Raw genomic sequence first — 23987 nt, forward strand, 5'->3', positions numbered from 1 at the left:
TGTTACCCCGCCTTTACCACTAATTCCGGACTCTTCTGCTCAATTTTTAGCAGGTCGGCAACGGCAATATTCTTTGGTTTTACTAATACAAAACAATCCAACCAGTTTTCAAAATCACTTAATATCAGGTTGGCATGCTCACTGCCTGTTTCAGCATAATGAGTTTCAATTAACGATTTTAAGTGTTGTTGGTGGATTTTTGATTCTATTTTATGGGTGTCGACCATTTCGGTGTTAACCCGGCGATTAAAACGACCAAATTGGTCGAATACATAGGCAAATCCGCCTGTCATCCCCGCGCCGAAGTTGACCCCCGTTTTACCTAAGATAACCACGATACCGCTAGTCATGTATTCACAGCAATTATCACCAGAGCCTTCAACAACCGCGATGGCACCAGAATTACGAACCGCGAAACGCTCACCCGCTTGTCCCGCTGCAAACAATTTACCGCCCGTAGCACCATACAAACAAGTGTTGCCCATGATGGCGCTGCGTTCACTTTGGAACGGGCTACCAATAGGGGGGTGAATTACGATCTTACCGCCAGACATCCCTTTGCCAACATAGTCATTGGCATCGCCGCAGAGCTTAAGTTCAAGGCCTGGACTGTTCCACACGCCGAAGCTTTGACCTGCGCTACCACTAAAGGCAAGTGTTAACGGCTGTTTTGCCCCTGCCACGCCTACGGTAGTTGCAATATAGCCTGACAATGTTGCACCCACTGAACGATCGGTATTATTGATTTGATATTGACAAGAGAAAGGCTCTCCAGTATCAACCGCTTTACGACAATCTGCTAATAGGGTTTGGTTTAACTGACCTACGTCTGACGGTGGGTTAGTTTCTTTCCAAGTGAGTGACGAGTTTGGCTGCACTTTAGGTTTATATAAAATCGGCGCTAAATCTAAACCTCGTTGCTTATCTGTTTGACCTTCGAGCGTATATAACCAGTCACTACGTCCGATCAGATCGTCAAATTTTGTCACGCCTAATGCCGCCATCCATTCACGCACTTCTTGAGCCACAAACTCAAAGTAGGTCATCACACGTTCTGGTAAACCGTGGAAATGGTTTTCACGTAAGTTTTTATTTTGGGTTGCCACACCGGTTGCACAGTTATTGAGGTGACAAATACGTAAGTATTTACACCCTAACGCAATCATTGGCACCGTACCAAAACCAAAGCTTTCTGCCCCGAGTAAGGCGGCTTTAATCACGTCGGTACCCGTTTTTAAGCCACCATCAACTTGCAGGCGAATTTTATGACGTAAGCCATTTTCTACCAGCGACTGATGCACTTCAGCTAAGCCTAGTTCCCAAGGTGATCCGGCATACTTAACCGAGGTAATTGGGCTTGCGCCAGTACCGCCGTCGTAACCGGATATGGTGATCATATCGGCATAGGCTTTAGCGACACCCGTTGCAATGGTGCCAACCCCTGGTTCAGAAACCAGCTTGACCGACACTAAGGCTTTTGGATTGATTTGTTTTAAATCGAAAATCAGCTGGGCTAAATCTTCAATTGAATAAATATCGTGGTGTGGTGGGGGTGAAATTAACGTTACGCCAGGACGAGCATGACGCAGCCCTGCAATTTCAACACTGACTTTATGACCAGGCAACTGACCACCTTCACCGGGTTTAGCCCCTTGGGCCACTTTAATTTGCAGCACATCAGCGTTAACAAGATAGTGCGCTGTTACCCCAAATCGGCCAGATGCAATTTGTTTAATGGCAGAGTTACGCTCGCTATTGAAACGACGCGCATCTTCGCCACCTTCACCAGAGTTTGAGCGTCCACCAAGACGATTCATCGCAACGGCTAAGGCTTCATGAGCTTCAGGGCTTAAGGCACCAATACTCATGGCGGCACTGTCAAAGCGAGAGTAGAGCTTTTCAGCTCCTTCAACGGTGTCTTGTTCCACAGCGTCAAGTTGACCTTTGATGCCAATTAAGTCACGTAACGTTGCCACTGGGCGGTCATCAACTAAGTGAGTAAACTTTTTATACTCAGCATAGTTTTTGTCTTTAAGTGATGCTTGTAGGGTATTGACTACGTCTGGATTAAAACAGTGGTATTCACCGCCTTCAACATACTTTAATAACCCACCTTGAGGTAACGGCATATGCGCGCGATACGCAGCAGTATGAAGTATCTTTTGGTCATCGGCGATATGGGTAAAGGTAACGCCTTCAATACGGCTAATGACGCCTTTAAAGCATAATTCAATGACATCACTGGCTAAACCCACGGCTTCAAATTGTTGACTACAACGGTATGACCCCACAGTGCTGATACCCATTTTAGACATGATTTTACGTAAGCCTTTTTCAATGCCAAAACGGAAGTTAAGCAATAAAGGCGTTACATCTTCTACTTGACGTGATTTCGCCATTGCAGAGATAGATTCATAGGCAAGGTAAGGGTAGATAGCTGTCGCGCCAAAGCCTAGCAGCACCGCAAAGTGATGCGGGTCACGGGCCGATGCCGTTTCAACAATAATGTTGGTGTCGCAGCGTAAACTTTTATCCACTAAACGTGTCTGCACAGAACCCACAGCCATAGCGGCAGGGATGACTTGTGCATTTTTCGCTACTGCACGATCAGACAAGACTAATAATGTTGTGCCACTGCGTGCTAGGCGTTCTGCTTCATCCGTTATACGACGGATCGCCTGCTCTAGGGTTTCGTGGGTATCATAGTTTAAATCAACCATATTAGCGCGATAGTTGGTGCTATCTAAGCCAAGCAGTTGATTAAAGTCACTGAATAATAAAATCGGCGAATTAAACATCACTCGGTAAGCGTTGCCAGTGGTTTCGCTAAATAGATTTTGCTCGCGGCCTACACAAGTGGCTAATGACATCACGTGTTTTTCACGTAATGGGTCAATTGGTGGGTTGGTGACTTGAGCAAATTTCTGACGGAAATAATCATACAATGAACGCGATTTTTTCGACAATACTGCCATGGGAGTATCATCACCCATTGAGCCGACGGCTTCTTCACCTTTACTGGCGAGTACCCAAATAACTTGCTCTAATTCTTCACGAGTAAAACCAAACTGTTTTTGGTATTGCAGCAGTGTTTTAGCATCAAAGCCACTTGAACCTTGTTTGCTGGGAGGCATTTGCTCAGCAGGAACTAGGGTTTGACTGTTTTTAGCCATCCATTCTTTATAAGGATGACGACGTTTTAAGTCGTTATCAATTTCAAAAGAGTGATGTAAATGACCGTTCAAGGTGTCCAATACTAATAATTCACCCGGCCCTACACGGCCTTTTTCAATCACTTCATCGGCTGCATAATCCCAAATACCGACTTCAGAGGCTAAGGTTAGGATACGATCCTTGGTTATAACGTAACGAGAAGGACGTAGGCCGTTGCGATCAACCGCACAGGCAGCATGGCGACCATTAGTCATTACAATGCCAGCAGGGCCGTCCCACGGCTCCATGTGCATTGAGTTAAAATCATAGAAAGCTTTTAACTCGTCGTCCATCTCTGGGTTTGATTGCCATGCTGGTGGAATAAGTAAGCGCATGGCTCGGTATAAATCCATCCCACCTGATAACAGCATTTCGAGCATATTGTCTAAAGAAGAGGAGTCTGAACCTGTTTCGTTAACAAAGGGTGCCGCTTGTTGTAAGTCGGGCAATAAAGGCGAATTAAACTTATAGGCACGCGCTCTAGCCCATTGACGATTACCGGTAATGGTATTGATTTCACCGTTATGGGCAAGATAACGAAACGGTTGGGCTAATGGCCACTTGGGATGTGTGTTGGTTGAAAAGCGCTGGTGAAATAAACAAATGGCACTTTTCAAACGTATATCTGCTAAGTCTGTGTAAAATGACGGCAGATCGGCTGGCATCATTAACCCTTTATAGACAATCACTTGCCCAGAAAGACTGGCAACGTAAAAGTCTTCATCATCAGTGATTTGCTGTTCAAGTCGGCGACGCGCCATATACAAGCGACGTTCAAGATCTTTTTCCCGCCAGCCAACTGGCGCGTTGATCAATACTTGATAAATCTGTGGCAAGCTTTCCCGACCAATCTCCCCCAAAACATCAGGATTAATCGGAACTTTACGCCAACCAGCGACACTTAACATTTCTCGTTGTAGTTCTTTTTCTAAGATAAGTTTGGCTTCATCAGCGCGTTGTTTATCTTGGCTGAGAAATAGCATACCCACGGCAAAATTTCGGCTCAAATGCCAATCATTTTCTGCCGCAATAGCTTTAAAAAACCCTGTAGGCATTTGCATTAATAGACCACAGCCATCACCTGTGCGTCCGTCCGCTGCAATACCACCACGATGCTTCATTCGATCGAGACCATGAATCGCAGTACGCACAATGCGGTGACTCGCGTCACCATCCATTTGTGCAATTAAACCAAATCCGCAATTGTCACGCTCAAAACTGGGATGATACAAGCTCATACAAAAACCCCCTAAACCTCTACTAGAATACGACTCGGGGTAAATTCAAAGAATATCCATAGATATGCACCCGAACCATTCAAAATAAACTGAGATTGAATAAAGGTCAAACCAAAAAAATGCAACAAACTGAAATCTAAATACTCATAAAACGTAATACGCTACCAACCTTACGTTAACGTAAACTGTGATATATCACCTATAACCTTATGAATAAAAAGAATTTTAGAAAATGATAAAATAATCAGCTACTTTTTTGCAACAACAACAAAGAAGTGTTTTTGAAACAAAAATAGTGAATTTTATTTCAAACACAGTTTTTGAGTAAAAAATTATTCTAAATGACTAAATATTCATATCGAGTGTTTTGTAAGTTGATTAAATGGTGTTAACTGTTTTTAGCGTTAGCGCACAAGTTTACTGCCAGCGCCAATAGATAAACTATTTTATTGATTTAGCACCAAGACAGGTGTGTATCGGTTGACTAAACTGGCGAACTTTAAAGTAATGTTGAGAGTAAATTTTGGGTTTAGATGACTACGTTAATACATTTGGTTTACATTGCAAGCAACGTTATGGCCAACGCATAAAAAAATTAACTATAGATGCCCAATTTACTTGTCCTAATCGAGATGGCACCTTAGGCGTAGGCGGTTGTACTTTTTGTAATGTGGCTTCATTTAGCGGAGAACAAGACAGTGCTCAACCCATTGCAGTGCAATTATCCGAAGGAAAAATACGTGCCCAGTCAGCCAAAAAAAGTGTGCTTCCCACTGAAGTAGCCCCAGCGTCGACAGCAAAATATATTGCTTATTTTCAGGCCTATACCAGCACTTACGATGAGTACAAAGTACTCAAGCAAAAATATGATCAAGCCGTTGAAGATACCGATATTGTCGGGCTTCATATTGGTACTCGTCCTGACTGTGTGCCTAATGAAGTACTTGATTTATTGGTTGAGTATCAACAACGAGGCATCGAGGTGTGGCTGGAGCTTGGTTTACAAACGGCCAATAATCAGACCTTAAAGCGGATTAATCGTGGCCATCAATTATGCCAATACCGTCAAACCGTTAAAAAGGCTCGTGCTAGAGGGATTAAAGTGTGCACCCATCTGATACTAGGCCTCCCAGGAGAAACTTCCGTGGACTACTTTAATAGCTTACAAACCGTATTAGGGATAGGTGTTGATGGGCTAAAACTGCACCCACTACATATTGTAGAAGGCAGTATTATGGCAAAACAATGGCGTTATAATCCCATGCCATTGATCGGTCTGGACGAGTATGCTTCAGAGGTCGCAAAACTGATCCGTCACACCCCAAAAGACATTATCTTCCATCGCGTGACCGCTTATGCAAAAAAACCAATGTTGCTTGCGCCTGATTGGTGTGCTTTTCGTTGGGATGGTCTTGTTGCGATTGTTAATGAGTTACGAGACTTTGGCGGCCAAGGTAGCGCTTTAATGTGTAGCCAAAGTAAAACGGTTTAGTGTTAGAGATATCGATAGATTGGTCGTGAGTCAGCTGAATACGATCAAAATAAAGGTCGGTTTTTATGACGTAATACAAGGGTGGTAACGATTATTTACTCATTATTGAATAAAACATTACCAATATGAGGTATTTTTAAACATTGGTAATACCAGTTGATCAGTTGTGTTAGTAAAATGTAATATTTATAATTAAATCGCAGCTAAATATTGGCAAGCCTTGCATAGGGTATTTTACTCGGTATCATATTTAAAATTCTAGAAAGTTATATTATTGATAGAGGTGCCTTTATGGCCACAACGCAGTTAGACTCAATATTGGATCTCAATACGCTTGAGCAATATATCAGTGCCATTGGTGCTGGAACGTTATTGAAAAGCGTAGTGTTATTCGAGCAGCTAATGCCTGAATATGTCAGTAGCCTAGTGAAAGCTGGCGATGCAAATGATAAAGATACGTTATGTGCAGAAGCCCATAAATTTAAAGGCGCTGCGGGATCTGTTGGCCTTAAACGCATTCAGCAATTCTCACAGTTATTACAGCACGGTGAAGAAACCCAATGGGACACTGAGCATAAAGTATGGCTTGCTGTAATTGTTGACCACGCCGCTGAAGATTTACAGCAATTGAAAGCCTATTTAGAAGCAAAAGCGTAATTGTCCGTCATGTAGGTAGCATAATGGATAGATATTAACCTCCATTAGTGCCTAAAAGCGCTTTTTTGAAATGCCTCTTATTAAAGAGGCATTTTTTATGGGCGTCTATTGACTATTACACATAGACGTCTTGTTATTTCGCCCGTTTTAATTCACTATTTGAATTAAAATAGATAAGGGCAATCGTTTATATGAAAAATCTTCCAAGCCTCAAAAACCTTTATTACTTGGTTCATTTACACCAAGAACAGAATTTTAATCGCGCAGCCAAAATGTGTTTTGTCAGTCAATCTACACTATCTAGCGGCATTCAAAATCTTGAAGAGCAACTGGGTTATCAGTTAATTGAACGCGACCATAAATCGTTTATGTTTACCGCCATCGGTGAACAGGTGGTGGAACGTGCTCGAAGTATTTTAACTAATGTTGATGATTTAGTAGAATTGGTTAAAAATCAAGGTGAACCTATGACCGGTGAGGTCCGCTTAGGGTGTATTCCGACTATCGCACCTTTTTTACTCAGTCGAGTGGTCAAGTTATGTCAGCAAGACTACCCTAAACTCAGTTTGTTATTAAAAGAAGACACAACTGAACGCTTATTAGGAGCGTTAGCAAAAGGGGAGTTAGATCTATTGATACTCGCTTTACCTGTCGACACAAGTGGTTTTCACAGCATGAAAGTCGGTATCGATCCATTTAAAATAGTAATGCATAAAGAGGTATCGCAACAATTTTTGCAACCGATTGATTATCAAAAAATGCCCGATGAAAGTATTTTTTTACTGCAAGCAGAACATTGTATTACCGGACACGCGATAACGGCTTGTCAGCTTGGTAATAGCGCTAAAATCAATCCATTTGCTGCCACGAGTTTGCACACTTTAGTGCAGATGGTAAACAGCAAACTGGGGACCACTTTTTTACCGCAAATGGCAATTGATACCGGGATTTTAACCGACACAGATCTTGTCGCAATGGATCCACCGGGTGAGGCACCCTATCGTGAGATTGGATTGGTTTGGCGACAAACGACTAGCCGGATTTCAACGTTTAGAACCTTAGGCCTAGCGATACAGCAAAAACTGCTCGCACAATCATTACCGAACAAACATTAACTAGGGTTGAGACATGGGATAAGTCGATAACAAAAGGTTTATTTACAGTCTCAATATCACACTGGCCAGTTGTTTTACTAACAAGGCGCACCCAGGGGTTAAAAGCCCCATCAACGGATATCTTTTACCCATAAGTCTATGCACAGAGCAGGGCTAAGAGCATTTGATAACCGTTTATTATGCCAAGTTGAGGTTAATTAACCTCAACGCGAGGGGATAGGTGGTGAATGTTATCGACATCAGCACAGTGGCAAGTCTTGTTTAGCAAACTTTCATTGTCTGCAAACAAGGTGCATTAACAAGCGTCTGTCGGTATAAGTGATTGCAGTAACCTAAACTCTCTTCACGCAACCTTGGGCCGTTTGATAACTGTTTATTATGCCGAGTTGAGGTTAATTAACCTCTATGTAAGGTGATAGGTGGGAAAATGTTAGCAACATCAGCACAGTGGTAGGTCTTGTTTAGCAAACTGTCATTGTCTGCAAACAAGGTGCATTAACAAGCGTCTGTCGGTTATAAGTGATGGCGGTAACGTAACCCTATTTACACAAGCTTAGGCCGTTTGATAACCGTTCAATGTCGCGAGTTGAGATTAACTCACCTTAACGAGGGGGATTGGACTGTATCGGGGCAACACCATAGACTTGAGTAGGAAGTTGCTTACCTTTAAGTATTATTGGGCCTAAGTCAGTGAGCTTATATTTGCTGTTTTGTTGCTCAAGCCGATGCACCACATCTCCTGATAACAACATCCTTTGACCTAATGGATTACATTGATCTTGTAGCCGCGCCAAGGTATTAAGGACATCACTAAAAAAGCTAATTTCTTGTTTATGTACGCCAACCACCGCGGCTACCACTTGACCACAATGTGCAGCAGATTTGAATTTAGGCACAAACCCATATTGCTGTTCAAAATACTGTCTTTGCCACTGTAACTGCTGACAAAACTCAAAATAGATATTCATGCACCTATCTTGTTTAATGCCTTGTTCTAACGGCCAGTGAATTAATACGGCATCGCCCATATAGCGGTAAATTTCAGCTTCATTATCTGTCACCGTGTCCGCGAGCAAACTGAAGCTATCTTGAATTAAACGACTAAAACGATAATCACCTAAGGTCTCTGCGTGGGCCGTGGATGACACCATATCAATAAATAAGAACAATTGTTGCTCGTAACGTGGTTTGTGGTATTTACCCAAGCCAATATTAAGTAATACTTTGGGGCCAACCAAGAGTGACATTTGTTCAATAAAAGCTAATCCGACCCGCACCACGACAAGATACACCACTAACGCCTGAAACGATGGGCTGTAAATAATGTGGACGGTGATCATTTGCCGTAACGTTAACATGTGGTTTTCAATCGCCCACATATTTAAAAACTGAGTGACATAGGCCAATGTGGTCGCGCCGAGTAGTAAAAATAACCCTTTAAACACGACGGAGAACAGATAAGGTAGGCGGCTGATGGCGCTAAAGTCTGCAATTAAATTCGACATCCAATGCAAACTGCCAAATATAAACCCCATAAATATTGCTAGTGTGGCTAAATCAGCGTTACCAATAGCCCATTCGGGCAACTGCGATGACTGTGAGTAGCGAAAAAAAACGAAAGAAGCCATTGCTACACACCAGGCAAAAATAGCGAACAATAATTTTTGAGTTTGACGGCGTGCTTTCACGGAGTATGTGGTTGCCTAAATGACCTAGTATATAAGGGTGGTAGTCTATAGAAGTTTTACTTACATGTGATAGTTTATTTGTGATTTAGATCAATAGAAGTGAAAAAATAAGTGCTCTAACGCAATCTTTTTCCAATATTGCTAACAATACCAAGGATTGTTATCGCAACAGATTATGAAAATGCATTGGTTAAAATCTGTTGAGTAAAATCAATTTTGAGATAAAACCCTCGGGGGTTTGATAATTGAATACTGCCGTCTTCGGCGATGCTTTCGGTGAGTATTTGACTATTAGCTGCTTTTGGACGTAATTGAAGTACTTCACCCTGACGCGCGGTAATTTTATCAACCTGACCTAGCGCAATGAGCTCCATTATCTCTTCCCAATCTTGTTGTAATTGTTTGGCTTGTTTAGTGTTGGGTTGCCACAGTATGGGGGTACCTATACGACGATCTCCCACCGGAATGCTTCGCTCCCCTTCAACCGGTATCCATAAAACCCGCTGCAGTTTATGATAAACCACACTGTTTTCCCAGGTCATACCCTGAATGTTTGTCAGTGGTGCGACTGTGACATAAGTGGTTTCAAGTGGTTTGCCTTTATGACCGATAGGGATCGTTTTGAGTTCAACCCCTAAATGGAGAAAGTCTTGCTCAGGTTTTGATCCCGCGAGCGCCCCTAATTCAGATTCAATAAGTTGGCCCACCCAACCTTTATCTCGGCGTAAATCCACCGGCACCAATATACGATTATCGGCTGCGATGTCAGCTAAACGAATACCTGCCATGTTGTGCGCTCTTTCCATTAATTCGCTAAGATTTAAGGGCGATGATTTAGCCATGAATGAGTCTTTGCCTCTGGGTAAATGGATTAGTCGACAATCAAAATCAACAGGTTATGCTATCAAGTAATATTCATCGATACCAAGTTTAGTTAATGTATAAAAAGGTCATAAATTTATACAAGGTTATTAATTTATAATAAGTTTAGTGAATTATCCACGAGCAGGTTATAAAGTAAACTATTATTGGTCACTTCAAACAGCTTGATTGAATTTAGTTCCAAGTTACTGTTTAATATTATATTTTTAATGTGTCGTTGTTTTTTTAATATACTTGTCCCGAGTTACACTCATTTTCCCCCTGTATTTCACACATACTTATCCACAGATTTAATGGATAACTGTCATAAAATGTGTCTTTAACTGATTAAAAACACCAAGTCAACGCAATAAAATGGCTTTTTAAGGGGTTTAATTTAAAATAAGCCTTGTTATTTGTGTATAACTTAAGTTGCTAAATGAGTGATTACCTATCTTAATTAGGCTTGTATGTTTTTTGTACGATAGTGGCGATCGGATATTTTGATAGTTTGTAAATATTTATAAATCATTGTTAATATAGTTTTATTTATAGTTATGTGCTGTTTTTCTTAAAAAAATCTCAATGGTTTTTTACCCTGTTATCAAGCCTCACTAAAGTTTCGAACAGAGATATCCACAGATTTTGTGGATAATCCACAGAGTGGCTTTAATCAATTGTTGATAATTCTGACTTATTAACATTGTTATTCAATTATCCACAGTAAATAGAGGTTTGCCGATAGGCATGCTTTGTGAAACAATCAGACGATATAAAAATTGCTATTTTCGGAGTCCATGTGATTGATAGCGACGGCTTTCGCGCAAATGTGGGCATCATTATCTGTAATAAATTTGGACAAGTTATGTGGGCCAGACGTTTTGGTCAGCATTCATGGCAGTTTCCACAAGGTGGGTTAGATGATGGCGAGTCACCAGAAGAAGCCATGTATCGAGAGCTTTACGAAGAAGTGGGACTCAGACCTGAACATGTTCAAATTCTAATGTCCACTCGTTCTTGGTTACGATATCGTTTACCTAAGCGTTTGGTTCGCCAAGAAAGCAAACCTGTTTGCATTGGCCAAAAACAGAAATGGTTTTTACTACAATTGAAAGGTCACGATAATACCATTAACTTGAATTCTTCTGGTCATCCTGAGTTTGATGATTGGCGTTGGGTCAGTTATTGGTATCCTGTTCGTCAGGTAGTGTCTTTTAAACGCGACGTATATAGAAAAGTAATGAAAGAGTTCGCATCGACGACATTAGCGCTACAAACGCGCGAGTTTAGTAAAAAACGAAGCAAACAACGGAGTTAACTGATTTCAAAGAGGATTGGAACAGTGTTAAATATGCTCAGGGATATCACTCAAGCTGTTGCCAGAGCAAGCAGCCTTGAAAGTGCATTAAATATATTAGTGTCACAAACTCGATTAGCAATGGAGACCCATTGCTGTTCTATTTATATCCTTGAAAAACAAAATCTTGTCTTATCGGCCACTGAAGGGTTACAACAATCTGCTGTGGGCAGAGTCAGCATGCCAATATCAGAAGGCTTAGTCGGCTTAGTTGCAGAACGTGAAGAAGCTATCAATCTCGCTGATGCACGTATTCATCCTCGTTTTAAATTATTTCCCGAAGCAGCAGAAGAAGAATATCGCGCATTTTTGGCTGTGCCGATTATTTTTCAAAAACAGCTTGTCGGCGTTATTGTCGTACAGCAACCTGAAGCCCGTCAGTTCAGTGAAAGCGAAGAAGCATTTTTAATGACCTTAGCCGCTCAACTCGCAGTGATTGTGCGCAGTTTGAAGCACAAAGCGTCAAATACCAGTGTACAACAACAAGTTGTTTTCAGTGGTATTAATGCATCTAGTGGTATTGCGATTGCTCATGGCCTGGTATTAGGTGGTGTTATTTCATTGGAACAAGCCGAGGTGGCTTGTGCCAATATTGATGTTGAGATTCAGCGCTTAAAGTCGGCTATGCAGCGTTGTAAAGACATCCTGTCGTCAATTTCGCAACGATTCGAACAAGAAAAATCGGCTGATGTTGCGTCTATTTTTACCGCATTTCAGTTACTGTTGGATGATTCTAGCCTTGGTGGCGAATATGCCCGTGAAGTCGCTTTAGGTTGGCAGGCTGAGTCTGCAGTAAGCCGGGTTTCATTACGCTATATCCAACAGTTTCTAGAGATGGAAGATCCTTATCTAAAAGAACGCGCAAGCGATATTCGCGAACTTGGGCAAAAGCTACTACGACAGCTTATAGAGCCAGGCAGGTTAGTATTAGAGCCTGAAAAACCGGTAATTTTAGTCGCCAAAGAGGTGGATGCCACTTTACTGGCTGAGTTTCCTCGTCAAAAGCTGGCGGGTATTGTTACTGAGCGTGGTGGCGTTAATGCCCATGCGGCCATTTTAGCGCGTGCGCTGGGTGTACCAGCCATTGTTGGTGTTGATGATGTTTTATCAGTAGATATTGATCAAAAGCTATTAGTTCTGAATGCCAATCGTGGTCAGTTATTGGTGTCGCCATCGCCTGCAGTGATTGAAGAGTACCAACTACTGATCGATGCAGATGTCGAAAAGCAAAAACAATTTTCTGCGGAGTTGAGTCTACCTTCTGTAACCACAGATGGTGAGCGGATACATTTATATCTCAATGCTGGACTATTGAGTGGTATTGATTCTGAAATCGCTGAATGTGCTGATGGTATTGGGCTGTATCGAACCGAAATCCCCTTTATGTTGCATCAACGCTTTCCAAGCGAAAGAGAGCAAATCAATGTATATCGTCAAGTATTAAGTGCAGCAGGTGATAGACCTGTTGTGATGCGTACTTTGGATGTAGGCGGCGATAAACCGTTGCCGTATTTTCCGATTAAAGAAGACAATCCGTTTTTAGGTTGGCGTGGTATTCGTTTATCTCTTGATCATCCTGAGTTATTTTTAGTGCAATTGCGTGCGATGTTGCAAGCCGCTGGCAATGGCAATCAATTGAAAATATTACTGCCAATGGTCAGTAATCTCGATGAAATAGATCAAACATTAAGTTATTTAGAGCAAGCGTTTACTGAACTAAACCAAGAATTAAATACCCGTTTGGTTAGGCCTCAAGTCGGCGTTATGCTTGAAGTACCCGCATTATTGTATCAGTTGCAAGATGTGGCGAAGCGGGTCGACTTCGTATCGGTTGGCAGTAACGATTTAACCCAATATTTACTGGCCGTCGATCGTAATAATCCTAGTGTGAGTTCACTATTTGATAGCTATCATCCTGGTATTCTTCGAGCCCTTAAACGAGCCGTCGATGAGTGTAAACAGTATGACTTGGATGTGAGTGTTTGTGGCGAACTTGCTGGTGAGCCTTATGGTGCATTACTTTTGGTGGCAATGGGTTATAACAAACTCAGTATGAACCAGGGCAGCTTAGCCAGAATAAATTTTTTACTTAGACGAGTATCAAAACAAGAATTAACTGAGTTGTTGGAGTCTATTTTACAACAGTCAACGGGTAACCAGGTTCGAGGGTTATTAGCACATTTCTTGCGAAAACATGATTTATCAGATTTAGTTAACATAGATTAGTCATACGATTGGAGCGGGTTGGGAAATGCTTAGATGATCTTTCGTATGGTTGATAATATAGTCAAACGTCATTTTTAAGGATGTCATCGTGGATAGTTTGCTGCAGGTATTTTTAATTTGCCTTGTTTTAGGTTCCGTAGTGGGTTTTTTAGCTGGGTTGTTAGGTATTGGTGGCGGGTTAATTATTGTGCCTGCACTCTTGTACATTTTGCCCTCAGTCGGGATCGATTCGACACAAATCACTCATGTTGCTATCGCTACATCACTGGCATCAATTATTTTAACCTCAATGTCTTCAGCTGCTGCGCATCACAAACGCGGTAATATACCTTGGGAATTGTTTAAGCCTATTTTCCCTGGCATTGTTATTGGATCGTTAGCATCGGCATTTGTTTCTGAACAAATTGCATCGGATGATTTACAACAGACTTTCGCTATTTTTGTCGTGTTAATGGCAGCACAAATGGCGTTTCCGTTTAAAGTCAAAACAGGTGGCAGTCTGCCTAGTTTTGCCGTGTTATTAACCATCTCAACGGCGATCGCGTTAATTGCTGGCTTAATGGGCATTGGTGGTGGGGTATTACTGGTGCCATTCTTGAGCTATTGCGGTTTACAAATGCGCCAAGCTGTGGGGTTTTCATCGGCTACCGGAATGCTTATCGCGGTATCCGGTACCATTGGCTATATCATTGCGGGCTTTGATGTCCCCAATTTACCTGAGGGTTCGGTAGGGTTTATTTATCTACCGGCATTAATCGGGATTATTATTAGCTCAATGCTGTGTGCGCCTATGGGCGTAAAAGCGGCAAGCACTTGGCCAACACCAGTATTGAAAAAGATCTTTGCTGGTTTGTTAGTCGTAGTGGGATTGAAACTGTTATTGAGTTAACCTCAGTCAGGTTATAGACACGCCTTTGTTCAAGTATTTGAGCAAAGGCGTTTTTTTATTAATTAATAACGCCGTTATTACACCGCGAAAGGATACTTAATGGCGTCGTGATGCTCGTAACCTTCAACGCTAAAATCAGCTAAGGTCACCCAGGTTTCAATGTCTTTTAGGGTTTTAATCTTTGGATTAATTATCAACTTAGGAGAGGCAAAGGGCTCACGTTTAAGCTGAATATCCCGCATTGAGACAAGTTGATCTTCGTAAATATGAGCGTTAACAATTTTATGGTATGCCTTACCGGGCTTATGACCCGTTATTTGGGCCATTAAAGCCAACAATACATAGACTTGTACCATGTTGAAATTCAATCCTAGAGGGACATCACAGCTTCTCTGGGTACTATTGAGATACAGGGTATCACCGAGTAATGAAAAGTGATGCTCGTACATGCATGGACGCAAGCAACCTAGGTCAAATGCGCCTGGGTGAAAGAAGGTTAAAATCTCAGCGCGATTGTCTATGCCATTAGTTAAATCATCGACGATTTGTTGCAGTAAATCGACGTGGCCACCATCATGTTTTGGAAATGCACGTCCTAAAGCGCCATAAATGAGCCCCATATCGTCGGGCCCTTTGCGGTTTGGGTTATCTAGCCAAGCTTGGTTTAGATTGGCATTGGCATCCCATGTTTTAGTGCCTAATGCTCTAAAATCGGCAGCATTTTGATAACCGCGTAAATAACCAAGGACCTCTGCGATGGCCGATTTCCAGAAGCTTTTACGTGTGGTGACTAACGGAAATTGATTGTTTGCAACATCATAAACGAGATCTGCATTTATCACGGTTAAGCATTTTTTGTTAGTGCGAGCATTATTGACCCATTCGCCTTCATCGACAATACGCTGGCACAGATCTAGATATTGTTTCATGTATTTAAATCCTTTTCTCTTTTCGAGATTATACCCAAATGATGGTTAATTAACACGACCTAATCTGTAGATAACGCGTTAATCAGAATTAAGCATCACCATGTCAGCATTACTTACAATAAGACGGGAAACCGTCTTATTGCAGCTTGTTACCTCGGTAATTCCGAGGTAACATCAAGAAAGAATCGATTATTATTGTTTGAGTTTTCTCTATAGACTGAGCGATTGTTTTTTAGGAGTGTTATATGGAACGTACAATTAAAAACTTCTTAAGCCAAGAGTCTGCTGGTGGCATTTTATTAATGATCGCAGTGGCATTGGCGATGATTTTCGCCAATTCACCTTTAGCTGACGTATATCAAGGTTTCTTAGGCACAGAAGTACAGCTTCGAGTAGGTGATCTTGACATCGATAAGCCACTTTTACTGTGGATTAACGATGGCTTGATGGCATTATTCTTTTTATTAATCGGCTTAGAAGTGAAGCGCGAACTACTTGAAGGGGCGTTGTCGAGTGTGGCAAAGGCATCCTTACCCGGCATTGCTGCTATCGGTGGCATGGTATTTCCGGCATTATTTTACTTGGCATTTAACTACTCTAACCCCGATACTCAGATCGGATGGGCTATTCCTGCTGCCACAGATATCGCCTTTGCTCTAGGTATTATGGCATTACTTGGCAGCCGAGTTCCGGTGGCGTTAAAAGTGTTTTTGTTGGCGCTGGCAATTATTGATGATCTCGGGGTGATTGTGATTATTGCGCTGTTTTACAGTACTGATTTATCCATGCTAAGTTTGATTATTGCCGCGGTGTCGATTGTGCTTATGATCGCACTGAACAGAAAAGGGGTCAGTTCGATCCTGCCTTACGGTTTACTTGGTTTTATTTTATGGGTTGCGGTATTGAAATCTGGAGTACATGCGACATTGGCCGGCGTAATTATTGCGTTTTGTATTCCACTTCGTGCTAAAGATGGTTCATCTCCTTCTGAGTCGCTAGAGCATAGCTTACACCCATGGAGCACCTTTATGATCCTGCCTGTGTTTGCTTTTGCTAATGCTGGTTTGTCATTAACGAATATGTCATTGAGTTCATTTGCGGAACCTATTACGCTAGGGATCATCATTGGTCTGTTGTTAGGTAAGCCTGCTGGGGTGCTTTTATTTAGTTATTTAGCGGTAAAACTGAAACTCGCTGAGTTACCTCCGGGAATTGGCTGGAGACACATTACGCCTGTTGCCGTTATGTGTGGGATCGGATTTACCATGTCGGTGTTTATTGCTTCCTTAGCATTTGAACATTCACCTGCTGCATTTGGTGACTATGCAAGGTTAGGGATTTTAACTGGGTCATTATTTGCGGCGGTGATTGGTTATTTTTGGTTGGCTAAGGTACTGCCTAAAAAGGAGAGTTATCATGAAAAAAGTGACTGTAATATCGGGTCTGTTTGTGACCATGATGTCGATGCCAACATTGGCTGATTCATTTAACGTGTGTCAGCAATCACCAGAATCATTAACCTGTCAAAGTTATCTTGAAGGTGTGGTTGATGGGGCATTAATGTATCGCAATGATGCGACCGCAAATCGAATTGATCCCAATGATTATGCCTCCAGAGCATTAAAGTTTCGGGCAGGGAAACGTTATCAAAAAGCGTATTTAAATTATTGTTCCAGCCATGTTCCGGTGAAGTCAGAAATCGTTTCGGCATTAGCGGAACAAGTCTCACTGAACAATGTTACTAACAGTGACGAACTGGAGTCAGTGATTAACAGCTTATTAGATTGTCGCCCTAGCCAACAGTAAGGTTTATGTATTGAACAATACGCCGCATAGACACTGCGTATTGTTCAATATTATTTTTAATCAATCATATTTGGTTGTAGTGATTTTGTTAGGTTATTTATTACTATGCAGCATTTAAATTATAACCATTTATATTATTTTTGGATGGTGCAAAAGAAAGGCTCTGTGACTAAAGCCGCTGAAGTATTATGCCTTGCTCCTCAGACGATTACGGGTCAGATACGCTCATTGGAACAAAGATTGAAAGGGGCGGTTTTTAAACGTGTAGGACGTAACTTGGAGGCCACTGAACTGGGCGAGTTAGTCTTTCGTTATGCCGATAAGATGTTTAGCCTTAGCTATGAAATGCTCGATATCCTTAATTATCAAAAAGATAATTCATTGTTGTTCGAGGTAGGGATTGCTGATGCATTGTCTAAGGCCTTAGTGAGTCGAGTGTTGTTAACCGTTATTCCTAACGATGGTTCGGTAAATTTAGCGTGTTATGAATCAACTCACGATAGCCTTATTGAGCGTTTACGTGAGCATAAACTGGATATGATTTTATCGGATTGTGCTGGCGCTTCATTGAAGTTTCCTGAGATTTTGTCGAAAAAACTAGGTGAGTGCGGTGTGAGCTTCTTCTCTGCTGAACCTATCTCATTACCGTTTCCTGATTGTCTTGAACAGCGAAAATTACTGATCCCGGGTAAACGAACGTCATTGGGACAACAATTACATGGTTGGTTCGCCGAAAAAAATCTTAATGTGAGTATTTTAGGCGAGTTTGACGATGCAGAAATGATGAAAGCTTTCGGTTATTTTAATCGAGGTATTTTTGTTGCGCCGTCTATTTATCGTCATGATATACTGTCACAAGGTATGGTATTACTTGGTGAAACAACCGATATAAAAGAAGAATACCATGTGATGTTCGCCGAGCGAATGATCCAACATCCGGCGGTAAAGTCATTGCTGGCAACGGATTTTAGTGATCTATTTGCTGGACGAGATCAGTCCATAAAAGATTTAGGCAACCGTATAACTAGCTTGTGATATTGACATCAGGAGATTTGTGTTGGAATTAATGAATATAGCGCGTGTACGCTGGGCATGTCGTCGCGGAATGTTAGAATTAGATGTGTTGCTTCAACCTTTTATTGAAGCCCAATATGAAGCAATGACAGACGAAAATAAAAATACTTTTATTCGTTTATTAGAATGTGAAGATCCTGAATTATTTGCTTGGTTTATGGGGCATGAACAATGCCAAGATCCACTGCTAGCTGATATGATAGTCAAAGTCCGTGGAAGAGCAGCACCTTAACCCGCCGATTGACTCCTTGCTCAACACGAGCACTCAAATGCAACAATTTGCGTTGAGTGCTTCGTTTTTACAGCGTGGGGCGTTAATCGTCTCATTAGCGGTTGTGTTAAGCAGTTTTTTAGCTTGGCCCAGTTATCCCTCCCTGATATACCAAATTATCCAAACGTTACTTTTTATTGCCACAATACTGATTTTCATTTTCGAATGGCGCAGAGTGTCTCGCTGGCGTTGCTTGTTGTCTCTGGGCAACAAACAGGCTGGCACCTTATTATATGGTGTTGAGGGTCAATCGGATAACGTCAAGCTTTGTAAAAAACCGTTTATTAGCCCATTACTGTGCATCATTTTTTTGCAGTACACTAAAACCGAAGAGCGTCGGCTATTGCTGGTGTGGAGTGATATGGTAGACGACACAGCATATCGTACTCTGTGTCGCCTGTTATTGAGCCAATAATTGAGCCATTCAGACTGGTTTAATCTTGATAGTGTTTAACGGCTTGGCTGCAATATTGTCGGTTTAGGATTATCGATTTGATCAGGATAATCTGCGTTATAATGTAGGCCTCGACTTTCTTTTCGCTCCATTGCACATCGAATAATCAACTCCGCGACTTGGACTAAATTACGCAGTTCTAATAGATTATTGCTGACTCGGAAGTTTGAATAATATTCTTCAATTTCTTGCTGAAGCATCAAACATCTTCTTAGTGCCCGCTCTAAACGTTTGTCTGTGCGCACTATGCCAACGTAATCCCACATAAAGAGCCGCAGCTCGTGCCAGTTATGGGCAATAACCACTTCTTCATCAGAGTTAGTCACCTGACTTTCATCCCACATCGGTATTGGACTAGGCATAGGAATCTTATGTAACAGACCTTCGATATCTTGTGATGCTGCACGGGCAAAGACTAAACACTCCAGTAATGAATTACTCGCCAGTCTATTGGCACCATGTAAGCCGGTGTAAGCCACCTCACCAATGGCATATAAGCCATTAATATCAGTTTGACCATGAAGATCCGTCATTACGCCGCCGCAGGTATAGTGTGCCGCTGGCACGGCAGGAATAGGATCTTTGGTAATATCGATTCCGAATGTTAGACAACGCTGATGGATGGTCGGGAAGTGCTTAATGATAAAGTCCGCCGGTTTGTGGCTTATGTCTAAATAGACACAGTCAGATCCTAAGCGTTTCATTTCATAATCAATGGCGCGGGCGACAATATCGCGAGGGGCGAGTTCACCTCGTTCGTCAAAGTCAGGCATAAAACGACTGCCATCAGGGCGACGTAAATACGCACCTTCACCGCGTAACGCTTCTGATAATAGGAAGTTTCGGGCGTTGGGGTGAAATAAACATGTCGGATGGAATTGATTAAATTCCATATTGGCGATGCGGCAACCCGCACGCCAGGCCATCGCAATACCATCACCGCTGGCAATATCGGGGTTAGAGGTGTATTGGTACACTTTTGAGCTGCCGCCAGTTGCTAACGCAACAAATTTTGCTCTGATGGTTTCAACATGTTCTTCATCACGATTCCATACATAAGCACCAAGCACCCTGTTACCTGGGCGAGCCAATTTGCGCGTGGTAATTAAGTCAATCGCATTGTAACGTTCTAGTACTTGTATGTTTGGGTGATCGATAGCTTGTTGTTGTAATGTAATTTGCACCGCTTTACCGGTGGCATCAGCAGCATGTAAAATGCGCCGGTGGCTATGTCCACCTTCACGGGTCAAGTGATAATGGGCTGTGCTATCGTCACCGGTAACGGTTTCTTCTTTATCAAATGCGACACCACAATTAATTAACCATTCCATTGCACTTTTTGCGTTTTCTGCGGTGTATGTCACTACAGATTTGTCGCATAATCCAGCTCCAGCGATTAAGGTGTCGTTTACATGTGATTCAATTGTGTCATCTTCATCAAAAACAGATGCAATTCCACCTTGGGCGTACAAGGTTGACCCTTCTGATAGTGGGCCTTTAGAAAGAAGAATTACTTTTGATTTTTCAGCAAGATGTAGTGCTAAAGTTAGTCCTGCAGCGCCGCTGCCGATGACCAAAATGTCAGATTGGTGTTCAACTGCTTGTTTCATCAGGTATCATGATATGGTTTAGTGGTTTGATCATAGTAAAACAAATTTCTTTAGCAGGGTACTTTTACAGCGTATTTTATTTGATTTTGCTTATATATTTTATTTATAAGTAAAATAAATTAACTTTTTTTAATTCAATATCGAACTTTCTTCATATCAGTAGGTCTATTTATATGAACAGGATTCGAGCGACTGAGTAATCAGTGTGACAGATTTAGGAGTAGTCAGCTCGGATGAGTGGACAATATAGTGATCAACAATTAGTTGAGCGAGTGCAGCAAGGCGATAAAAACGCATTTAACCTGCTAGTGCTGAAGTACCAAAATAAAGTGATGAGTTTAATTTCCAGATATGTGCGCAATCAAGCGGATGTTGCGGATGTGACACAAGAAGCCTTTATTAAAGCCTATAGAGCGTTAGCCAATTTTCGGGGTGAAAGTGCATTTTATACTTGGTTGTATCGCATTGCGGTAAACACTGCAAAAAACCATCTTACGTCGCAAGGGCGCAGAGCACCTGCAAACGATGTCGATATAGAAGATGCAGAATATTATGAAGGCAGTGATGCGTTAAAAGAGTTTGCATCACCAGAGCGATTACTAATGAAAGATCAAATGAGTAAAGTGATCTTTGATACGCTCGATACTCTGCCTGAAGAGTTAAAAATGGCCATATCGCTCAGAGAGCTAGAGGGAATGAGTTATGAAGATATTGCCAATATAATGGATTGTCCCGTCGGTACGGTAAGATCTCGAATCTTTCGTGCTCGAGAAGCAATCGACAAACAGCTCCAGCCTTTGCTGGAAAAGTAATAGCCTTAATCTTAGATAGGTGAATAATGCTTAAATCAAGTCAAGAGTGGGTATCTGCATCAGTTGATGGCGAAGTTGATGATAAAACATTGGCACAACTTTCTGCTGACGTTGATTCACATGATGAATGGCAACGCTATCACATGATAGGCGATGCAATGCGCGGTGAGACACCGGCAACCATTGACTTAGACCTTTTTGCTAGCATCGCAGCAGCAATTGAGCTTGAGCCAACAATTATAGCGCCTCAAGCCAAGCAGAGTGAATTAGCCGAGCAAGCTGGAACACAACAGCGAGCTGCATCGGGTTCAAACGTGGTACCATTTTTCAAACAGTTTGGCCAATATGCTATTGCTGCAACGGTTGCCATGGTTGCCATTGTTGGAGTACAAAACTATGATCAAAGTAATGATCCAGAGTCACCATTGCCAGTATTAATGACACGTCCTTTAGTGGGTAGTGTGTCTCCGGTAAGTTATCAAACTGGTGCAGTGAAAAATCAACAAAATTATTCTGATCAACAAGTGATAGAACAGCGTCGCCGTATTAATTCTTATATTCAAGATCACATGCTGCAACAACGTTTAAACCCAGGTGTTGCTGTTGATGATAATCGCGTGCAAGATGCTGCGGTAAATCCATAATCCATCGGCAGAAACCTTGTCTTACCATTTTAGGAGTTAGCTTGCGCCTTATCCTGCTAGCACTGTTAGTGTTAACCTTTCCAACACACGCTGAAGATGATTTATCTGCTAAAGCTTGGCTTAATAATATGAGCCAAGCAATGCGCGTTAAGCAATTTAAAACCTCTATTATTCAGCTACAAGCCGATCATATTCGTCCGCTTGTTTACATTCATGGCATTGTCGATAATAAAGAAATCGCATTACTTGAATACCTAAATGGCCCGCCTAAAAGTGCTGTTAGAGTGGGTAATACGGTTACGTTTATAGAACATGACCAATCGGCTTATAGCGTTCAAGCCCCTCGTATTCAGGGGATTTGGCCTGCTGCTTTAGCGGGAGACTTACACCAGCTCGAAAAAGGCTACCAATTTGTAAAAGGTGGCCGCGGACGTATTGCTGGACGCCCTGGGCAAATGATCCGTTTATTGGCTAATGATGATAATCGTTATGACGCTCAAGTGTGGATCGATATGGACACTTATCTGCCATTACGTTTTGATACCCTTAATAAAGACAAACAATTACTTGAACAAACCATGGTCATTGAGCTGATTGAATTAGCCGAGCCTGCGAAAATTTTAATTGAAGCCGCAAAGCAAGAGTGGCCAGCAGTAATGAACCAAGCGGAACGCACTGATGGCAAAAACTGGCAATTTACTTGGTTACCAGAAGGATTTGATGTCGTTGTTCGCGATCATCATCGGTTGATTGGTAGTCACGAGCCCGTTGAGTATGTTGCCTTAACAGACGGATTGGCTAATATTTCTGTTTATGTTGCGCGAGCGGGAGACAATCCAATGCCGAATGAATTACTTATTCGTAATGGGTTATCTATGGTCGTTGTTAAAGTCGGTACGCTTGAGGTGGTTGCTATTGGTAAAGTGCCTTCAGAGACCTTAGACAAAATTGCCAATAGTTTAGTGTTGAAATAAACCTTAGCTTATTGATTTGTAAGCCGTGACATGATGCTATTGTGTTGCGGCTTACGTGTTTTTATGATGAGCCATGAGCGATATAGCTTAGGCATAAACTGACTTAGCCAATGATGGTCATTGTGCTAAAATACCAACATATTTATTGGTCGAGTGTGTTAAATGAATAAGCATATATCTGAGTCATCTACTTCTGCAATGATGGAAGAAATTGCCCGCGTGGTTGATTATCAACAAGGCTGGGTCACCGTTGAAGTAGAATTAAAAAGTGCTTGTAATCATTGTGCCAGCAGTGAAAATTGCGGTACTTCAACCATCGCCAAGGCCTTTTCGGTTCATACTCAGCGTTTTTCATTACCCAGTGAGAAACCTTGCCGTAGCGGTGATTTGCTTAAAATTGGCTTGCCTGAAAGTGTGATCATCAAGGCGGCTGCATTAGTCTATTTGTTGCCATTATTAGGCATGTTTCTATCGGCCATTATTGGGCATATGCTGGCCGCGGGTTTAGGGCTAAGTACCAATGGTTTTGCAATGGCTTTTGGGGCTTCAGGGGCGTTGGTAGCATGGTTTGTCGGCAAACACTTTGCTACCCAACTTGAAGCACTCGCTACGCCTGTGATCATCACCTATTTAGGCCAAGAAGTAGGGATTATTAGCGCGACTCGTTAGTCATGGTT

General features: G+C 42.0%; 20 protein-coding genes. 15 read left to right on the top strand and 5 right to left on the bottom strand.

The window, feature by feature from the left end; all coding sequences use genetic code 11:
• Positions 1–2: 2 nt before the first annotated feature.
• A complete protein-coding gene (gene gltB, locus AAEZ00_RS05735; protein ID WP_335687916.1) occupies positions 3–4451 on the bottom strand; it encodes a glutamate synthase large subunit in 4449 nt (1482 codons plus the stop codon).
• A gap of 523 nt (positions 4452–4974) precedes the next feature.
• Here gltB and mnmL point away from each other — a divergent pair.
• The 3 genes from mnmL (at position 4975) to oxyR (ending at position 7715) form a co-directional block, all read left to right on the top strand.
• The gene (gene mnmL, locus AAEZ00_RS05740; RefSeq protein WP_124012248.1) at positions 4975–5943 is read left to right on the top strand and encodes a tRNA modification radical SAM protein MnmL/YtqA; all 969 of its coding nucleotides are present in this window, start codon (positions 4975–4977) and stop codon (positions 5941–5943) included.
• Positions 5944–6234: 291 nt separating this feature from the next.
• Positions 6235–6600, top strand: a complete 366-nt coding sequence (locus tag AAEZ00_RS05745; protein ID WP_124012247.1) for an Hpt domain-containing protein — start codon at positions 6235–6237, stop codon at positions 6598–6600.
• 191 nt (positions 6601–6791) lie between these two features.
• Complete coding sequence (oxyR, locus tag AAEZ00_RS05750; RefSeq protein ID WP_101034519.1) at positions 6792–7715, top strand: hydrogen peroxide-inducible genes transcriptional activator OxyR; 924 nt, start codon at positions 6792–6794, stop codon at positions 7713–7715.
• 602 nt (positions 7716–8317) lie between these two features.
• Here the strand turns inward: oxyR and AAEZ00_RS05755 are convergent.
• Both AAEZ00_RS05755 and mutH read right to left on the bottom strand, forming a co-directional pair.
• Positions 8318–9343: an adenylate/guanylate cyclase domain-containing protein gene (locus tag AAEZ00_RS05755; protein WP_232772184.1), complete on the bottom strand. Its 1026-nt coding sequence runs from the start codon at positions 9341–9343 to the stop codon at positions 8318–8320.
• Positions 9344–9576: 233 nt separating this feature from the next.
• Positions 9577–10245 carry a DNA mismatch repair endonuclease MutH gene (mutH, locus tag AAEZ00_RS05760; RefSeq protein WP_124012246.1) on the bottom strand — a complete coding sequence of 223 codons (669 nt, stop codon included), beginning with the start codon at positions 10243–10245 and terminating at the stop codon, positions 9577–9579.
• Between the two features lie 818 nt (positions 10246–11063).
• On the opposite strand from mutH, the gene rppH reads away from it, so the two are divergent.
• The 3 genes from rppH to AAEZ00_RS05775 all read left to right on the top strand — a co-directional run bounded on the left by rppH (position 11064) and on the right by AAEZ00_RS05775 (position 14736).
• Entirely contained in the window at positions 11064–11582 is a 519-nt protein-coding gene (gene rppH / locus AAEZ00_RS05765) for an RNA pyrophosphohydrolase (RefSeq protein ID WP_101034833.1), read from the top strand.
• Positions 11583–11606: 24 nt separating this feature from the next.
• Positions 11607–13847, top strand: a complete 2241-nt coding sequence (gene ptsP, locus AAEZ00_RS05770; RefSeq protein ID WP_124012245.1) for a phosphoenolpyruvate--protein phosphotransferase — start codon at positions 11607–11609, stop codon at positions 13845–13847.
• An 88-nt stretch (positions 13848–13935) separates the two neighbouring features.
• On the top strand, positions 13936–14736 hold the full coding sequence (locus tag AAEZ00_RS05775) for a sulfite exporter TauE/SafE family protein (protein WP_124012244.1): 801 nt from the start codon (positions 13936–13938) through the stop codon (positions 14734–14736).
• Positions 14737–14813: 77 nt separating this feature from the next.
• Here the strand turns inward: AAEZ00_RS05775 and AAEZ00_RS05780 are convergent, their stop codons facing one another.
• A complete protein-coding gene (locus AAEZ00_RS05780; RefSeq protein WP_101034524.1) occupies positions 14814–15665 on the bottom strand; it encodes a thymidylate synthase in 852 nt (283 codons plus the stop codon).
• A gap of 245 nt (positions 15666–15910) precedes the next feature.
• Between AAEZ00_RS05780 and nhaA the strand changes: the two genes are divergently transcribed.
• From nhaA to AAEZ00_RS05805, 5 genes are all read left to right on the top strand, one after another.
• The gene (nhaA, locus tag AAEZ00_RS05785) at positions 15911–17146 is read left to right on the top strand and encodes a Na+/H+ antiporter NhaA (protein ID WP_124012243.1); all 1236 of its coding nucleotides are present in this window, start codon (positions 15911–15913) and stop codon (positions 17144–17146) included.
• Entirely contained in the window at positions 17082–17471 is a 390-nt protein-coding gene (locus tag AAEZ00_RS05790) for a hypothetical protein (protein WP_124012242.1), read from the top strand. The genes nhaA and AAEZ00_RS05790 overlap by 65 nt, the downstream gene beginning before the upstream one ends.
• Before the next feature lie 105 nt (positions 17472–17576).
• Positions 17577–18506, top strand: coding sequence for a transcriptional activator NhaR (gene nhaR, locus AAEZ00_RS05795; protein WP_124012241.1), 930 nt, complete (start codon positions 17577–17579; stop codon positions 18504–18506).
• A 22-nt stretch (positions 18507–18528) separates the two neighbouring features.
• On the top strand, positions 18529–18777 hold the full coding sequence (locus tag AAEZ00_RS05800) for an FAD assembly factor SdhE (protein ID WP_101034528.1): 249 nt from the start codon (positions 18529–18531) through the stop codon (positions 18775–18777).
• 37 nt (positions 18778–18814) lie between these two features.
• Positions 18815–19231, top strand: coding sequence for a protein YgfX (locus tag AAEZ00_RS05805; protein ID WP_124012240.1), 417 nt, complete (start codon positions 18815–18817; stop codon positions 19229–19231).
• 35 nt (positions 19232–19266) lie between these two features.
• Here the strand turns inward: AAEZ00_RS05805 and nadB are convergent, their stop codons facing one another.
• Positions 19267–20880 (bottom strand): L-aspartate oxidase, encoded by a 1614-nt coding sequence (gene nadB / locus AAEZ00_RS05810; protein WP_124012239.1) that lies wholly within the window; start codon positions 20878–20880, stop codon positions 19267–19269.
• A 233-nt stretch (positions 20881–21113) separates the two neighbouring features.
• On the opposite strand from nadB, the gene rpoE reads away from it, so the two are divergent.
• The 4 genes from rpoE to AAEZ00_RS05830 all read left to right on the top strand — a co-directional run bounded on the left by rpoE (position 21114) and on the right by AAEZ00_RS05830 (position 23979).
• Positions 21114–21692, top strand: coding sequence for an RNA polymerase sigma factor RpoE (rpoE, locus tag AAEZ00_RS05815; RefSeq protein ID WP_011638383.1), 579 nt, complete (start codon positions 21114–21116; stop codon positions 21690–21692).
• 26 nt (positions 21693–21718) lie between these two features.
• Positions 21719–22336, top strand: a complete 618-nt coding sequence (locus AAEZ00_RS05820) for a sigma-E factor negative regulatory protein (RefSeq protein ID WP_124012238.1) — start codon at positions 21719–21721, stop codon at positions 22334–22336.
• A gap of 41 nt (positions 22337–22377) precedes the next feature.
• The gene (locus AAEZ00_RS05825; RefSeq protein ID WP_124012237.1) at positions 22378–23310 is read left to right on the top strand and encodes a MucB/RseB C-terminal domain-containing protein; all 933 of its coding nucleotides are present in this window, start codon (positions 22378–22380) and stop codon (positions 23308–23310) included.
• Positions 23311–23508: 198 nt separating this feature from the next.
• Entirely contained in the window at positions 23509–23979 is a 471-nt protein-coding gene (locus AAEZ00_RS05830) for a SoxR reducing system RseC family protein (protein ID WP_351088451.1), read from the top strand.
• Positions 23980–23987: the final 8 nt, after the last annotated feature.

It is taken from the genome of Shewanella sp. S1-49-MNA-CIBAN-0167 (genome assembly GCF_040310145.1).
Classification (GTDB): domain Bacteria; phylum Pseudomonadota; class Gammaproteobacteria; order Enterobacterales; family Shewanellaceae; genus Shewanella; species Shewanella psychromarinicola.

What these genes read in the sequence shown, in the direction of transcription:
- gltB (WP_335687916.1), bottom strand. Translation starts at nt 4,451, where the DNA reads ATGAGCTTGTATCATCCCAGTTTTGAGCGTGACAATTGCGGATTTGGT.
- AAEZ00_RS05745 (WP_124012247.1), top strand. Translation starts at nt 6,235, where the DNA reads ATGGCCACAACGCAGTTAGACTCAATATTGGATCTCAATACGCTTGAG.
- oxyR (WP_101034519.1), top strand. Translation starts at nt 6,792, where the DNA reads ATGAAAAATCTTCCAAGCCTCAAAAACCTTTATTACTTGGTTCATTTA.
- AAEZ00_RS05755 (WP_232772184.1), bottom strand. Translation starts at nt 9,343, where the DNA reads ATGGCTTCTTTCGTTTTTTTTCGCTACTCACAGTCATCGCAGTTGCCC.
- mutH (WP_124012246.1), bottom strand. Translation starts at nt 10,245, where the DNA reads ATGGCTAAATCATCGCCCTTAAATCTTAGCGAATTAATGGAAAGAGCG.
- AAEZ00_RS05780 (WP_101034524.1), bottom strand. Translation starts at nt 15,665, where the DNA reads ATGAAACAATATCTAGATCTGTGCCAGCGTATTGTCGATGAAGGCGAA.
- nhaA (WP_124012243.1), top strand. Translation starts at nt 15,911, where the DNA reads ATGGAACGTACAATTAAAAACTTCTTAAGCCAAGAGTCTGCTGGTGGC.
- AAEZ00_RS05790 (WP_124012242.1), top strand. Translation starts at nt 17,082, where the DNA reads ATGAAAAAAGTGACTGTAATATCGGGTCTGTTTGTGACCATGATGTCG.
- nhaR (WP_124012241.1), top strand. Translation starts at nt 17,577, where the DNA reads ATGCAGCATTTAAATTATAACCATTTATATTATTTTTGGATGGTGCAA.
- AAEZ00_RS05805 (WP_124012240.1), top strand. Translation starts at nt 18,815, where the DNA reads ATGCAACAATTTGCGTTGAGTGCTTCGTTTTTACAGCGTGGGGCGTTA.
- nadB (WP_124012239.1), bottom strand. Translation starts at nt 20,880, where the DNA reads ATGAAACAAGCAGTTGAACACCAATCTGACATTTTGGTCATCGGCAGC.
- rpoE (WP_011638383.1), top strand. Translation starts at nt 21,114, where the DNA reads ATGAGTGGACAATATAGTGATCAACAATTAGTTGAGCGAGTGCAGCAA.
- AAEZ00_RS05820 (WP_124012238.1), top strand. Translation starts at nt 21,719, where the DNA reads ATGCTTAAATCAAGTCAAGAGTGGGTATCTGCATCAGTTGATGGCGAA.
- AAEZ00_RS05830 (WP_351088451.1), top strand. Translation starts at nt 23,509, where the DNA reads ATGATGGAAGAAATTGCCCGCGTGGTTGATTATCAACAAGGCTGGGTC.